The 13,888-nt window shown below is 64.1% G+C and carries 14 protein-coding genes; 6 read left to right on the plus strand and 8 right to left on the minus strand.

Going from position 1 to position 13,888, the window contains the following annotated elements; all coding sequences use genetic code 11:
• The first annotated feature begins 30 nt into the window (after positions 1-30).
• From priB to U5A57_RS25035, 6 genes are all read left to right on the plus strand, one after another.
• A complete protein-coding gene (priB, locus tag U5A57_RS25010) occupies positions 31-330 on the plus strand; it encodes a primosomal replication protein N (protein ID WP_028204898.1) in 300 nt (99 codons plus the stop codon).
• Positions 331-332: 2 nt separating this feature from the next.
• On the plus strand, positions 333-608 hold the full coding sequence (gene rpsR / locus U5A57_RS25015) for a 30S ribosomal protein S18 (RefSeq protein ID WP_027797225.1): 276 nt from the start codon (positions 333-335) through the stop codon (positions 606-608).
• Positions 609-635: 27 nt separating this feature from the next.
• Positions 636-1,088 (plus strand): 50S ribosomal protein L9, encoded by a 453-nt coding sequence (gene rplI, locus U5A57_RS25020; protein ID WP_321914306.1) that lies wholly within the window; start codon positions 636-638, stop codon positions 1,086-1,088.
• 158 nt (positions 1,089-1,246) lie between these two features.
• Positions 1,247-2,629, plus strand: coding sequence for a replicative DNA helicase (locus U5A57_RS25025; RefSeq protein WP_158757915.1), 1,383 nt, complete (start codon positions 1,247-1,249; stop codon positions 2,627-2,629).
• A 184-nt stretch (positions 2,630-2,813) separates the two neighbouring features.
• Positions 2,814-3,440: a DUF47 domain-containing protein gene (locus U5A57_RS25030; protein ID WP_321914307.1), complete on the plus strand. Its 627-nt coding sequence runs from the start codon at positions 2,814-2,816 to the stop codon at positions 3,438-3,440.
• Between the two features lie 10 nt (positions 3,441-3,450).
• Positions 3,451-4,461 (plus strand): inorganic phosphate transporter, encoded by a 1,011-nt coding sequence (locus tag U5A57_RS25035; RefSeq protein ID WP_321914308.1) that lies wholly within the window; start codon positions 3,451-3,453, stop codon positions 4,459-4,461.
• 63 nt (positions 4,462-4,524) lie between these two features.
• Here the strand turns inward: U5A57_RS25035 and U5A57_RS25040 are convergent, their stop codons facing one another.
• The 8 genes from U5A57_RS25040 to U5A57_RS25075 all read right to left on the minus strand — a co-directional run bounded on the left by U5A57_RS25040 (position 4,525) and on the right by U5A57_RS25075 (position 13,677).
• On the minus strand, positions 4,525-5,331 hold the full coding sequence (locus tag U5A57_RS25040) for an SDR family oxidoreductase (RefSeq protein ID WP_321914309.1): 807 nt from the start codon (positions 5,329-5,331) through the stop codon (positions 4,525-4,527).
• A gap of 136 nt (positions 5,332-5,467) precedes the next feature.
• Positions 5,468-6,568 (minus strand): C40 family peptidase, encoded by a 1,101-nt coding sequence (locus tag U5A57_RS25045; protein WP_321914310.1) that lies wholly within the window; start codon positions 6,566-6,568, stop codon positions 5,468-5,470.
• Positions 6,569-6,802: 234 nt separating this feature from the next.
• Positions 6,803-8,641, minus strand: coding sequence for a PhoH family protein (locus tag U5A57_RS25050; protein WP_321914311.1), 1,839 nt, complete (start codon positions 8,639-8,641; stop codon positions 6,803-6,805).
• A 399-nt stretch (positions 8,642-9,040) separates the two neighbouring features.
• On the minus strand, positions 9,041-9,502 hold the full coding sequence (locus U5A57_RS25055; protein WP_233883785.1) for a peroxiredoxin: 462 nt from the start codon (positions 9,500-9,502) through the stop codon (positions 9,041-9,043).
• 163 nt (positions 9,503-9,665) lie between these two features.
• The gene (locus U5A57_RS25060) at positions 9,666-10,562 is read right to left on the minus strand and encodes a polysaccharide deacetylase family protein (protein ID WP_321914312.1); all 897 of its coding nucleotides are present in this window, start codon (positions 10,560-10,562) and stop codon (positions 9,666-9,668) included.
• Between the two features lie 24 nt (positions 10,563-10,586).
• Entirely contained in the window at positions 10,587-11,636 is a 1,050-nt protein-coding gene (locus tag U5A57_RS25065; RefSeq protein WP_133184282.1) for a bifunctional UDP-4-keto-pentose/UDP-xylose synthase, read from the minus strand.
• Positions 11,633-12,589 carry a formyltransferase gene (locus tag U5A57_RS25070; RefSeq protein WP_321914313.1) on the minus strand — a complete coding sequence of 319 codons (957 nt, stop codon included), beginning with the start codon at positions 12,587-12,589 and terminating at the stop codon, positions 11,633-11,635. Before U5A57_RS25070 ends, U5A57_RS25065 begins: the two co-directional genes overlap by 4 nt.
• Complete coding sequence (locus tag U5A57_RS25075) at positions 12,586-13,677, minus strand: glycosyltransferase (RefSeq protein WP_321914314.1); 1,092 nt, start codon at positions 13,675-13,677, stop codon at positions 12,586-12,588. The genes U5A57_RS25070 and U5A57_RS25075 overlap by 4 nt, the downstream gene beginning before the upstream one ends.
• Positions 13,678-13,888 lie beyond the last annotated feature (211 nt).

Here is a 13,888-nt window from a genome sequence, read left to right on the forward strand (position 1 = left end):
GATTCAAGCTCATTTGCCTGAACTAGCCCCGTGAACAGGCTGCAGCTTACGGCCAGCGTCGTCGAACGCGAACCGGTGCGGTACACCCCCGCCGGCGTTCCGATCGCAAGCGTGACGTTGCAGCATCGCACGGAGGTCGTCGAAGCCGGCATTCCCCGCTTCGTCGAGCTCACGATGCCCGCGGTGGCGGCCGGCAAGGCCTGCGGTCTCGTAGAAAGCTGTGAGATGGGCGTGGAAGCGCTCTTCACCGGTTTTCTGGCGAAAAAGCACCGCAATGCGCGAACCCTGGTGTTTCACATCACCGAAATGCAAGGCACAGGAAAGGACTAATCATGCCCCGCCCGACTGGTAAGAAATTCGACAAGCGTCGTCAGCAACAAAACCCGCTCTTCAAGCGTAAGAAGTTCTGCCGCTTCACGGCTGCAAACGTCGAACAGATCGACTACAAGGACCTCGATACGCTGAAGGACTTCATCGGCGAAAACGGCAAGATCACGCCGGCTCGTCTGACGGGTACGAAGGCCCACTATCAGCGTCAGCTGGACACGGCTATCAAGCGCGCGCGTTTCCTCGCGCTGATGCCGTACACCGACCAGCACAAGGCCTAATAAGACGACGCGATAAGGAGCAATAGAATGCAGATCATTCTTCTGGAAAAAGTCGTCAATCTGGGTAACCTCGGCGACATCGTGAAGGTTAAGGACGGTTACGCACGTAACTTCCTGATCCCGAACAAGAAGGCACGCCGCGCAACGAAGGACGCAATCGCTGAATTCGAAGTTCGCCGCGCTGAACTCGAAAAGGCCGCCGCTGAAAAGCTGGCAGCTGCGCAAGCTGAAGGCGAAAAGCTGAACGGTCTGACCGTTCAGATCGGCCAGAAGGCTGGCGTGGACGGCCGTCTGTTCGGTTCGGTCACGAACGCGGACATCGCCGTTGCACTCACGAAGCAAGGCTTCGCGGTGGAAAAGGCGCAAGTGCGTCTGCCGGAAGGCCCGCTGAAGATGGTGGGCGACCACCCGGTGCAGGTTGCGCTGCACACCGACGTCCTCGTCGACGTCACGGTGTCGGTGCTGGGCGAGCACGCCTAAGTACCCACGTGCGGCCCTTGCGGGCCGCGCGGTTTGACGCAAGATCAGGAAGGGCAGGAGCCGCAGGGCTTCTGCCTTTTTTGTTGTGCGCTGTCTGGACGCTCGTTGCGAGTTTTGACGCTTGTTCGAGGCACCCCCTTGTCCGATAATTGCCCTCCATGAACGCTCCGAAAGATCCCCAACTCGACTCGCTGAAGGTCCCGCCGCATTCGATCGAAGCCGAGCAATCGGTGCTCGGCGGCCTGCTTCTGGATAACGCCGCTTGGGACCGGATTGCCGACTTCCTCTCGCAAAGCGACTTCTACCGCTACGATCACCGCATCATCTTCGAGCATATTGGCCGGCTGATTGCGGCCACGCGCCCGGCCGACGTGGTGACGGTGTACGAAGCGCTCGGCACCTCGGGCAAAGCCGATGACGTGGGCGGCCTCGCGTACCTGAACGCACTCGCGCAGAACACGCCGAGCGCCGCGAACATCCGCCGCTATGCGGAAATCGTGCGAGACCGGGCGGTGTTGCGCCGCCTCGTTTCCGTCGCCGACGAAATTTCCGCCGACGCCTTCAACCCGCAGGGCAAGGAAGTGCGCCAGCTGCTCGACGAGGCCGAATCGAAGGTCTTCTCGATCGCCGAAGACGGCGCGCGCGGCACTCAGGGCTTCCTTGAGATCGGGCCGCTGCTCACGCAGGTCGTGGAGCGTATCGACACGCTCTATCACACGGCCAACCCGAGCGACGTGACGGGTACGCCCACGGGCTTCATGGACCTCGACCGCATGACGTCGGGCATGCACGGCGGCGAGCTGATCATCGTGGCAGGGCGCCCGTCGATGGGTAAGACCGCGTTCTCGATGAACATCGGCGAATACGTGGCCGTGGAGTACGGGCTGCCGGTGGCGGTGTTCTCGATGGAAATGCCGGGCACGCAGCTGATCATGCGTATGCTCGGTTCGGTCGGGCGTCTGGACCAGCACCGGATGCGTACGGGCCGGCTGACCGACGAGGACTGGCCGAAGCTCACGCACGCCGTGCAGAAAATGAGCGAGGCGCAGATCTTCATCGACGAAACGGGCGGCCTGAACCCGATGGAATTGCGCTCGCGCGCGCGGCGTCTGTCGCGCCAGTGCGGCAAGCTCGGACTCATCATCATCGACTACTTGCAGCTGATGAGCGGCTCGTCGTCGGGCGAAAACCGGGCGACCGAAATTTCGGAAATCTCGCGCTCGCTCAAGAGCCTCGCGAAGGAACTGGACGTACCCGTGATCGCGCTGTCGCAGCTGAACCGCGGTCTGGAGCAGCGTCCGAACAAGCGGCCGGTGATGTCGGACCTGCGCGAATCGGGCGCTATCGAACAGGACGCGGACGTGATTCTGTTCATTTATCGCGACGAAGTCTACAACCCCGACAGCCCCGACAAGGGCACCGCCGAAATCATCATCGGCAAGCAGCGTAACGGTCCGATCGGCCCCGTTCGCCTCACGTTCCACGGTCAATACACGAAGTTCGACAATTTTGCCGGGGCGCAGACCTTCTACGGCGAATAACGTCATTCCTTGCGCGGCTTGCGCCAAAGTGGCGCAAATGCCGCGGTGGCGTTAGCCGATCCATGCGGCGGCACTCTCCTGACGATACAATATTGCCGTTTTATGACGGTTGGCTTTGTCGCTTATTTTGCCGCCTAATTTGCCGCTTACTGACGGCAATCCGTGACCAATTTCCGGGATACCAATGTTCGGTCGATTCATGCCCACCGAGGGCAAGTTCTTCGAAATTTTCAACGCGCATGCGAAATGCATCGTTTCCGCGAGCCGCGAACTCGAACTTCTGATCGATAACCTCGCCGACGCCGAGGTCCACAAGCAGAACGTGCAGTCTGCCGAGAAGGCCGCCGACAAGCTCACGCACGAGGCGATCGACCTGCTGCACAAGACCTTCATCACGCCGCTCGACCGCGACGAGATCCATAAGCTGATCACGACGATGGACGATTGCCTCGACCTCATGGAGGACGTCGCCACGGCCATTTCGCTGTACGACGTACAAGCCGTGACGGCCGAGGCGAGCCAGCTGGCGCATGTGGTGACGGCCACGGCCGAGCGCGTGCAACTGGCGGTGGGGCTCCTCTCCGACATGAAGCAGGCGCGCGAAATCCTCAAGGCTTGCGAGGACATCGATCGCCTCGAATCCGACGCTGACCGCCTGCTGCGCTCCGCCATCTCGAAGCTGTTCCGCGAGGAAGACAACGTCAAGACGCTGATCAAGCTGAAGGCCATCTACGAATTGCTCGAAGCGATCACGGACAAGTGCGAGGATGTCGCGAACATCATCGAAGGCATCGTGCTAGAGAACGCCTGAGCGGACTGCGATGCAATCGATACAACTCGCCCTCTGGGCGGTCGCGACACTGGTCGCCATCGCTCTCATCTTCGACTTCATGAACGGTTTTCACGATGCTGCGAATTCCATCGCCACGGTCGTGTCCACCGGCGTTCTGAAGCCGCAGCAGGCGGTGGCGTTTGCCGCCATGTTCAACGTGATCGCCTATTTCGTGTTCCACCTGAAGGTGGCGCAGACGGTCGGCAAAGGCACGATCGACCCCGATATCGTCGATCACTACGTGGTGTTCGGCGCGCTGATGGGCGCGATCGGCTGGAACGTGCTCACGTGGTACTACGGCATTCCGTCTAGCTCTTCGCACGCGCTGATCGGCGGTCTCGTGGGCGCGGCGCTCGCGAAGTCGGGCTGGGCCTCGCTCAATTTCGACGGCCTCATGAAGACGGTGGCGTTCATCTTCATCTCGCCGCTGCTCGGTTTCATCCTGGGATCGTTCTTCATGCTCACGGTGTCGTGGCTGTACTTCCGCACACCGCCAAGCAAGGTCGACCGGCGCTTCAGGCGGTTGCAACTCGTTTCCGCTGGCCTTTATAGCCTCGGCCACGGCGGCAACGACGCGCAGAAGACCATCGGCATCATCTGGATGCTGCTGATCGCAACGGGCTACTCGGCAATCGGCTCCGACGCGCCGCCCATCTGGGTGATTGGCGGCTGCTATCTGTCGATGGGTCTCGGCACGCTGTTCGGCGGCTGGCGCATCGTGCGCACGATGGGCCAGAAGATCACCAAGCTCAAGCCGGTGGGCGGCTTCTGCGCGGAGGCGGGCGGGGCGCTTACGCTCTTCACGGCTTCGTGGATGGGCATTCCCGTTTCGACCACGCACACGATCACGGGCGCGATTGTCGGCGTTGGCGCGACGCAGAAGCTCAGCGCGGTGCGCTGGGGCGTGGCGGGCAACATCGTCTGGGCCTGGGTGCTGACCATACCGGCGTCGGCCACGCTGGCCGCCGCTGCCTGGTGGCTCGGTCACCGCTTCATGTAATACCTGCGGCGCCTTCGGGCGCCGCAGTGCTTTTGGGGCCTCGCCAGCGTGCTGGCGGCCGCGTCAGATCAGCGGGGTGCTGGCCCCATCCATCGGAATGAGCGCGCCCGTGACGTAGCTCGCGCGCCGGCTCGCGAGGAAAAGCGCGACATCGGCGATTTCCTCCGGCTTAGCATAGCGCCCGAGCGGCACCTTCGATTCGCCGCTCGCCAACGCCTCGTCCGCGCCGACGCCCGTCCGTTGAGCCTCCAGTTGAACGGCCTCCTGCAACCGTTCCGTGAGCGTGGCGCCCGGGTTGATCGCGTTGATGCGGATGCCGTAGCGCGCGTGATAGTGCGCGAGGCCCACGGTGGCGAGCATCAGCGCTGCGTTGGCCGCGCCTCCCGCGATATGGATGTCGCTCGCGAACTTGCCGCCCATGCCGATGATATTGACGATGGCGCCGGGCTCCGCGCTCTCGCCCGACTTGATCCGCTGCACCATGCGGCGCAGCACTTCCTGCTGCGGATAGATGTAGGGGAAATATTTCGCCTCCATCGTCGCCCTGAACGCGTCCGCATCGAGTGTTTCCGGGTCGTAGCGGCGTGCCGCGCCCGCGCTGTTGATGAGAATATCGATGGGGCCGACCGCCGTGGAGACTTCTTCGACCACGTCCGCGGCGCTATGCGCTTCGTGCAGGTCGGCGCGGGTGAGGTGCACGTGCAGGCCCTCGCTCGCCAATTGTTCGCGCGCGCGCGCGAGATTGGCGGGGTCGCGCGAGACGATCGCCACGCGGGCGCCTTCCTGCGCAAAGGCGCGCGCGCAGGCAAGGCCAATGCCCTTGCTGCCGCCCGTCACGAGTACCACCTTCTTGCTGAGTCCAAGATCCATCGTCGCCTCGCTGCGCGAAAGTATGAAAAACGGTCCCGAAACGATAGCAGAGGCGCGGGGCGCCGCAAACCGCTGGAAGCATGAGTCGCCGTCCGGCCAGGGGCAAGGTGCCCGTCAGCGCCGGGGCGTGGCAGCCTCAGTCGCCGCTGTTGGCAAAGCGCGCGATGGGATCGTCGCTGGACTGGGTTGGGGCGGGCGAGACTGAACCGGCTGTCGAGGCGCGCATGATTTGCACGCTGCCGGCGGACGGAGCCGCCGCCTGGATCGGCGTCGAGCCCACCTGGCCGGCCTGGCGCGCCGCCGCGTTTGCCGTGGGCGGTGGGGGCTCGAAGGCGTCGGCGGCGGCGTCGATGGCGTCGCGAGGTGCGCTGGCGGCGTTGCCGGGCGCAACTGCGGGAGCGAGCGCGCCCGCGTCGCGAGCCTGCGTTTGCGCCGCGCCGAGCGAAGCGGGTGGCGGCTCGAACGCGTCGGCCGGGGCGGCGGCAGCCGTCGAGGCCGTCGGCACAGTCGCCTGCGTCGCCACATAGCCTGGAACCGGAGCGGCGACAATGCGATTCTGGCTCGCAGCGACCGCACGCGGCGCGGGCTGTGCACCCCCGGCAGGCGCGACGCTGGCCATGGCGGCGGCTGGTGGTGCGGCATTCACGCCGGGCGAACGTTCAGTCGGCGCAGAGGCTTCCCACGTCGGGGTCTCGAAAGGCGTGCGCCGCGCCGGCGCCATGCGGCGGATCCCGTCGAAGCGTTTCGCCCAGTAGGGGTTGGTCAGATAGTCGAGCCGCACTGTGCCGCCCGTCGAAGGCGCATTCACGAAGCGCAGATTGCCCACGTAGATCCCGACGTGCGAATGCGGTCGTCCTGTCGTATTGAAGAAGACGAGATCGCCGGCTGCGATCTCATCGGGTTCGATGGTTTCGCCGCGCGTGCTCATTTCCGCGGTGGTGCGCGGCAAGTCGACCGAGGCCGAGCGGGCCAGCACGTATTTCACGAGACCGCTGCAATCGAAGCCGCTATCGGGCGTATTGCCGCCCCAGCGATACGGAATGCCGACGAGCCCCATCGCCTGGATCGAGATTTCCTCGCGGCCCACGCTGTGATCGACGAAATTGGGAAAGCCCGGTGGCCGGGTTCGCCACGTGTTTTCGCTGGAAGACGAACCGCTGCGCGATACCTTTTGCGGCGCGCTGGAGCACGCGGCAAGCAGAACGGAGATCAGAAGCGGAAGCCAGAGTCGGCGCATGAAGCGAATATGGCGCGCGCGACGCGTGCGCCATCGGGAAAACGGATCATGGGCGGATGGTAGCCCGCCCGTCAGGGCTTTCGCAAGGATTCTTCACAACTTACTTGAAGTTCGGGCGCCAACTGTTGCGCCTGGGGGACGCGTGGCCAATAAAAAAGGACCGTATCCGGTTCCCCGGATACGGTCCTTGCCCAATGCGTGGGTGCCTCTGAAAAGCGGCGCCCAGCGAATGGATTACAGGATATCGGACGCGTAATCGGCAAGCCGCGAGCGTTCGCCGCGGGCGAGCGTCACGTGGCCGCTGTGGGCCCAGCCCTTGAAGCGGTCCACCACGTAGGTGAGGCCCGAACTCCCTTCGGTGAGATAAGGCGTATCGATCTGCGCGATGTTGCCCAGACACACGATCTTCGTGCCCGGACCCGCACGCGTGACGAGCGTCTTCATCTGCTTGGGCGTAAGGTTCTGCGCCTCGTCGATGATCAGATACTTGTCGACGAACGTGCGGCCGCGCATGAAGTTCATGCTCTTCACTTTCAGGCGCGAGCGGATCAGTTCCTGAGTCGCAGCGCGCCCCCATTCGCCGGCGGCGTCATCGGTTTTCTGGAGGACTTCGAGGTTGTCGTCGAAGGCGCCCATCCACGGCTGCATCTTTTCCTCTTCCGTGCCCGGCAGGAAGCCGATGTCCTCGCCAACCGGCACCGTCGCGCGCGTGACGATGATCTCGTTGTAGCGCTTTTCGTCGAGCACTTGCGCCAGGCCCGCCGCAAGCGCGACGAGCGTCTTGCCCGTGCCGGCCTGGCCGAGCAGCGTGACGAAGTCGATCTCCGGGTTCATCAGCAGGTTCAGCGCGAAGTTCTGCTCGCGGTTGCGCGCCGTGATGCCCCACACGTTGTTCTTGTGGTGGCCGTAGTCGCGCAGCGTTTGCAGGAGCGCCGTCTTGCCGTTGAGCTCGCGCACGATCGCGTGGAACGCCGGTTCGCCGTTCTGCGGCTCGAGGTACACGAACTCGTTCACCAGCATCGAGAGGCACTCGGGGCCCGTCACGCGGTAATACGTCGTGCCGGTCTTGGTGTCCTGCCAGGACTCCATGCCCTTCGCGTGCTTCGACCAGAAGTCCTGCTGGAGCGCGCGCACGCCCGAGTAGAGCAGGTCCTTGTCTTCGAGAACCTGGTCGTTGAAGTAGTCTTCCGCGGGCAGCCCGAGCGCATGCGCCTTGATACGCATGTTGATGTCTTTCGACACCAGCACGACGAGCCGGTCAGGCCGGTCGCGCTGCAGCGCGCGCACCACGCCGAGGATCTGGTTGTCGGCCTTGCCTTGAGGCAGGCCGTCGACCGGATCGATATGCGTGAGCGTAGTCTGGAAGTACAGGCGTCCGAGCGCCTCGCGGCTGCCGAGGCGGCCAAGCGAAATGCCTTCGGAGATCGGGCCCGCGTTGGCGACCAGCTGGTCGAGCGTGCGGCTCACCTGGCGAGCGTTTCGCGCGACTTCCGACATGCCCTTCTTGTGGTTGTCGAGTTCTTCCAACGTCATCATCGGCAGATAGACGTCGTGCTCCTCGAAACGGAACAAGCAGGTCGGGTCGTGCATGAGCACGTTCGTGTCGAGCACGAAGAGCTTCTGGACTTCGGTGCTCTCTTCGGGATGCACGCGTTTTTTCGTGCCGGCGCGCGTGGCAGGCGCAGCGGCGCCGCCGGAGGCTTTCGCCGACGCGGGCTTGCCGCCGCGCCCAACGGGCGTGTCGGCTCCGGTGCGTGCCTCGACAGGCTGCAGCAGCGCGGCCGTCACTTGCTTGCCGTTGTTGCGCTTGCTGCGCGCGGGCGCCGGTGCGACCGGTTCGAGCGCGGCGAGTTCGGCGCTGCCGCTCGGAAGCGGCACCGTGCGCAGCGTGGTCGCTGCGTTGGCGGCCTGCGTCATCGGCTCGGCGACGCTCGCGGGGCCGTATTCGGCAACGTCGGCTGCGTCGTTCTCGCTCGCGGCCTTGCGTGTGCTGCGCGTCGTGCGGGCACGCGTCTTGTATTCATCCGGCGGCAGCAGGTTGCCGAGCTTGCTGGGGGGAGTAGGCAAAGGCATGGTGTCCCTCGAAAAAATCGGGTCGAGTGGTCGCGGGGTTACCCAGTAAGGCGCGCTTTCGGGCGGTGCGTGCGGGTGCCGGGTAGGCGCCCGCCGTTACTGCGCAAGGTGCGCGCTCAGGTCAGAAAATGCCGGTTCGCCTGGTTTTCGATCAGCTCCTTGACGTTTGCGCGCACCGGGTCGCAAAGCCGGCACGAACGGGGAGAAAAGCGGGAGGGAACAGCGTGGAACAAACAAAAAAGCCGCTGCCCCGGATGACGAGGCAAGCGGCTTCACTTCGGTGTTGTCCCGTTGCCTCGGATGCGCATTTCCGGTCATTGCATGACCGGCTGCGAAACCGCCGCAACGCGACGTAAAAAGGGTTGGACAGGCACTCATTGCAGCCCAATATAACGCTCCTCAAAGCGCTTGTACAGCCTCCAGAACTTCCTCGACATGGCCCGGAACCTTGATGCCGCGCCACTCCTGGCGCAGCACGCCGGCAGCGTCGATCAGGAAGGTCGAGCGTTCGATACCTCGTACCTGTTTGCCATACATTTTCTTCAATTTGATGACGTCGAAGAGCGTGCACAGCGCTTCGTCGGCATCCGATACCAAGGTAAACGGCAATTCGAGCTTGGCCTTGAAGTTATCGTGCGAGCGCACGCTGTCGCGCGACACGCCCACGATCTGCGCGCCGGCCTTCTTGAACTTCGGAGAGAGGTCGCGGAATTGCAGGCCCTCGGTCGTGCAGCCCGGCGTGTTGTCTTTCGGATAGAAGTAGAGCACCACCTTGCTGCCCTTCAGGCTCGAAAGCGTGAAGTCGCCGCCAGTGGCGGGGGCGGTAAAGTCGGGAACGGGGTGGTCGACTGCGATGGTCACGTCAGGCACGTGGCTCTCCCTTTGTTATTGGCTGGCGTTGCCGCAGCGCTTTGAATCTGGAGGCTGCAGCGCCGTTTCGCCGGGACGGCGTGCCGCCCGCGGCGGGGGGGCGTTGCGCGGGCGCGGGTCCGGGCAGGCACCCCGCGGCGCGCGGGCGGCGGATTCAGTCGGGCTGAACGATCAGCTGGCCGGAGCGGCCGGCGATCTCGCCCCAGGTGACAGGGTACGATGGCAGCGAATCCGGGTCCAGCGTCGCATGGTAATCGCCCATCGTGGCAAACGTGTGGCCTTGCGCGCGCCAGCCCGAGAGCAGCTGCTCGAAGATGGGCGCGAGCTTCTGGCCTTCGAGTTCGGCGTGCAGCGTGAACACCTGGTCGTGCGGGTTGTTTTCGGTGCGCTTGAGCATCCACGCGGCGACCGTGTCGTTATCGACGCCGTCTACACCGAGCACCTCGTCGAGCGTGGGCAGCGTGGTGGGCATTTGCACGTGGTTCAACGTGCGGCCCGCCACCACCGGACGGTAGGGCGAGTGGCCACGCCCGTCCGAGGCGTACTTCATGCCCCACGTGTCGATCTGCTCGAAGGCCGCCTCGTTCATCTGCCAGCCCGCTGCACCGTGCGTGACGGGCGGCGTGCCGAAGATACGCGTGAAGCGGTCGTGGCTCTTCTGCATCTGGCGCGCGGTCCATTGCGCGTCACGCGTGCGCACGTTGTCCTGCCAGTACACGTGATCCCACGTATGGATGCCGCACTCGAAGCCGGCTTCGTGAATCGCGCGCATTTCAGCCGCGGCTTCCACGCCGATGTCGGGGCCCGGCAGCAGCACGCCGTACATCAGCTGCTTCACGCCGTAGTGCTCGACCACCGACGTGCGCGAGACCTTCTTCAGAAAGCCCGGCCGCAACACGCGGCGCAGCGCCCAGCCCGTGTGATCCGGGCCGAGGCTGAACAGGAACGTGGCGCGCGCCTTGTAGCGATCGAAGATGCGCGCGAGGTTCGGCACGCCTTCGCGCGTGCCGCGCAGCGTGTCGACGTCAATTTTCAGAACGATGCGAGCCAAGAGGCGAGGACCTTTATCTAACGCTTAGTGTTGCTCGACGAGCGCACGCGCTTCGGCCACATGGCCGCGGTACGCTTCGAAGATCTTGCGCAGCGCTTCGTCGAAGGTCGACTTCGGCGCCCAGCCGAGTTCCTGCTTCGTGTTGTCGATCTTCGGCACGCGGTTCTGCACGTCCTGGTAGCCCGCGCCGTAGTAGGCGCCCGAAGACGTTTCGACGAGCTGCACCTTCTTCGCCGTTTCCGCGTACTCCGGGAATTCGGCGGCGAGCGCGAGCATCTTGTGTGCGAGTTCGCGCACCGAGAAGTTGTTGGTCGGGTTGCCGATGTTGTAGATCTTGCCCGTGGCGACGCCGTCCTTGTTCTCGATGATCTTCATCAGCGCTTCGATGCCGTCGTCGATGTCGGTGAACGCGCGCTTTTGCGCGCCGCCATCCACGAGGCTGATGTTCTCGCCGCGCACGATGTGGCCGAGGAACTGCGTGACGACGCGCGACGAACCTTCCTTCGGCGTGTAGATCGAGTCGAGGCCCGGGCCGATCCAGTTGAACGGACGGAACAGCGTGAAGTTCAGGCCTTCCATGCCGTAGCCCCAGATCACGCGGTCCATGAGCTGCTTGGAGCACGCGTAGATCCAGCGCGGCTTGTTGATCGGGCCGTAGGTCAGCGCCGAGGCGTCCGGATCGAACTGCTCGTCCGAACACATGCCGTAGACCTCGGAGGTCGACGGGAAAACGAGGTGCTTGCGGTACTTCACGGCCGAACGCACGATCGGCAGGTTCGCTTCGAAGTCGAGTTCGAACACGCGCAGCGGCTGCTGCACGTAGGTAGCGGGCGTGGCGATGGCGACGAGCGGCAGGATCACGTCGCACTTCTTGACGTGGTACTCGACCCACTCCTTGTTGATCGTGATGTCGCCTTCGAAGAAGTGCATCCGCTCATGCTTGACGAGGTCGCCGAGGCGATCTGTCTGCATGTCCATGCCGAACACTTCCCAGTTCGTGGATTCGAGGATGCGCTTGGAGAGGTGGTGGCCGATAAAGCCGTTCACACCCAGGATCAGGACTTTTTTGGTCATGGACGGGGGACAGATGAAATGAGTTCGGAGAACGCGGCGGGGCTGATAACGGTTTCTTGACCGTTATGCGCATGCCGCAGTTCGTGGATCGCGATGGCGCGTGCGTCGCCGCAGACGGCGAAAAGCGCATTATCGCTTACGTGGATGCCCACGGGCAATCCGGCGAGGGGGCGGACCCTTTCGGCTTCTTGCGAGCCGGGGCGCACGAGGCGCGCGCGGGCAATGACAAAACGCTCGTTGCCGATGTCGGTGAACGCGCCGGGATAGGGCGGCGCGACGGCGCGAATGAGGTTGTACACCTGCTGCGCGCTTTGGCCGAAGTCGACGCGGCCGTCTTCCGGCTTGCGCCCACCGTAGTAGCTGCCCTTGGTAAGGTCGTTCGGCAGATGCGGCGCCTCGCCCGCAATCAGCGCGGGCAGCACGCGCCAGAGCGTCTGCTCGGCGGCGACCGTGACCTTGTCGAAGACCTGCGCGGCGGTGTCGTCGGGGAGGATCGGCACCGGGGTTTGCGCGACGATCGCACCCGCGTCGGGTTTCGCGGCCATTTCGTGCAGCGTCGCGCCCGTTTCGGTTTCGCCGTTGAGCACGGCCCAGTTCGTGGGCACGCGGCCACGGTACTTCGGCAGGAGCGAGCCGTGCATGTTGTACGCGCCGCGCCCGGCGAGCGCGAGCAGGTCCACGGGCAGCATGTGCCGGTAGTAGAACGAGAAGATGAAGTCCGGCCGCGCCGCGGAAACGGCCGCGCGCAGCTCGGCGCTCTTCGGGTCGGCGGGCGTGACGACCTCGATGCCATGCTCCTGCGCCACCGACTTCACGCTGCCGAACCAGATGTTCTCGGTCGGGCTGTCTTCATGCGTGACGACGAGCGCAACGTCGACGCCGCCCGCGAGCAGCACCTGCAGGCAGCGCACCCCCACGTTGTGATACGCGAAGACAACGGCACGCGGTTTCATTGGCCGGCTCCTTCGTTGGCCGGGTTCGTGGCCGCATTGGCGGGTTGCACCGTCGGCGCCGGTTGCGCGAACGCGGCGGCCTGCACGAAATCCTGGCGCGGCGTATCGGCAACGGCGCGGCCATTGCGTTCCTCGAGGATCGTCTGGATCAGGTAACGCGGACGCGCGCGCACCTGCTGGTAGATGCGGCCGATGTACTCGCCGAGCAGACCGAGCGCGAAGATGATCACGCCGAGCAGGAAGAACGTGATGGCGAACAGCGTGAACACGCCTTGCACTTCCGCCCCGATGATGAAGCGGCGAATCAACAGCAGCACGAAGAGTCCGGCCGAGCCGAGCGAGAGGATCACGCCGATGAACGACAGCCACTGCAGCGGCACGACGGAAAAGCCCGTCACGAGGTCGAAATTCAGGCGAATGAGGCTGTAGAGCGAGTACTTCGATTCGCCGGCGAAGCGCTCTTCGTGCGCGACCTCGACCTCGACCGGGTTTTGCGAGAACGTGTAGGCGAGCGCCGGAATGAAGGTGTTGATTTCGCCGCAGCGGTTGATCGTGTCGATGATGCGGCGGTTGTACGCGCGCAGCATGCAGCCCTGGTCGGTCATCTTGATGCGCGTGATGCGCTCGCGCAGACGGTTCATCGCCTGCGAAGCCTTGCGCCGCCAGAGGCTGTCCTGACGCTGCTTGCGGATGGTGCCGACGTAGTCGTAGCCCTCGCGCATCTTCTCGACGAGCTTGCCGATTTCCTCGGGCGGATTTTGCAGGTCGGCGTCGAGCGTGATGACGATTTCGCCGCGCGCCTGCTCGAAGCCCGCGAGAATCGCCATGTGCTGGCCGTAATTGCCGTTGAGCAGGATCGCGCGCGTGGTGTCGGGCCGCTCGCGGAACTGCTCGGCGAGCATCGCGGCCGAGCGGTCGCGGCTGCCGTCGTTGATGAAGATCACTTCGTACGAGGTGCCGAGCTTGTCGAGCGCCGGATACAGGCGCGCGAACAGCGCGGGAAGGCCAGCTTCCTCGTTGTAGACCGGAATGATGACCGAGACTTCCGGCGTGTCCGGGGTCAGGGTGCCTTGTTCCGTTTGACTCATGTGTGCGTCGATTCCGTTATTGGATGCTTCGGTTTACTGCGTGCGCGGATCACGGCGCAAATACTGCGCCGAGTTCCGCGTTTCCCCTGTGTCTTGCCTGCTGAGTATGCCTGTGGACTTCGACTTCTGATTCTGCAAACTACTTTGCAAACTTCGCGCTAATCTCATTCACCGCCTGGCACACGCGCGCCACGTCGGCCTCGGTCATCTG

Origin of the sequence: Paraburkholderia sp. J11-2 (assembly GCF_905220185.1) — a bacterium.
GTDB lineage: Bacteria > Pseudomonadota > Gammaproteobacteria > Burkholderiales > Burkholderiaceae > Paraburkholderia.

What these genes read in the sequence shown, in the direction of transcription:
- rplI (WP_321914306.1), top strand. Translation starts at nt 636, where the DNA reads ATGCAGATCATTCTTCTGGAAAAAGTCGTCAATCTGGGTAACCTCGGC.
- U5A57_RS25040 (WP_321914309.1), bottom strand. Translation starts at nt 5,331, where the DNA reads ATGGATCTTGGACTCAGCAAGAAGGTGGTACTCGTGACGGGCGGCAGC.
- U5A57_RS25070 (WP_321914313.1), bottom strand. Translation starts at nt 12,589, where the DNA reads ATGAAACCGCGTGCCGTTGTCTTCGCGTATCACAACGTGGGGGTGCGC.
- U5A57_RS25050 (WP_321914311.1), bottom strand. Translation starts at nt 8,641, where the DNA reads ATGCCTTTGCCTACTCCCCCCAGCAAGCTCGGCAACCTGCTGCCGCCG.
- U5A57_RS25065 (WP_133184282.1), bottom strand. Translation starts at nt 11,636, where the DNA reads ATGACCAAAAAAGTCCTGATCCTGGGTGTGAACGGCTTTATCGGCCAC.
- U5A57_RS25030 (WP_321914307.1), top strand. Translation starts at nt 2,814, where the DNA reads ATGTTCGGTCGATTCATGCCCACCGAGGGCAAGTTCTTCGAAATTTTC.
- U5A57_RS25075 (WP_321914314.1), bottom strand. Translation starts at nt 13,677, where the DNA reads ATGAGTCAAACGGAACAAGGCACCCTGACCCCGGACACGCCGGAAGTC.
- rpsR (WP_027797225.1), top strand. Translation starts at nt 333, where the DNA reads ATGCCCCGCCCGACTGGTAAGAAATTCGACAAGCGTCGTCAGCAACAA.
- U5A57_RS25025 (WP_158757915.1), top strand. Translation starts at nt 1,247, where the DNA reads ATGAACGCTCCGAAAGATCCCCAACTCGACTCGCTGAAGGTCCCGCCG.
- U5A57_RS25045 (WP_321914310.1), bottom strand. Translation starts at nt 6,568, where the DNA reads ATGCGCCGACTCTGGCTTCCGCTTCTGATCTCCGTTCTGCTTGCCGCG.
- U5A57_RS25035 (WP_321914308.1), top strand. Translation starts at nt 3,451, where the DNA reads ATGCAATCGATACAACTCGCCCTCTGGGCGGTCGCGACACTGGTCGCC.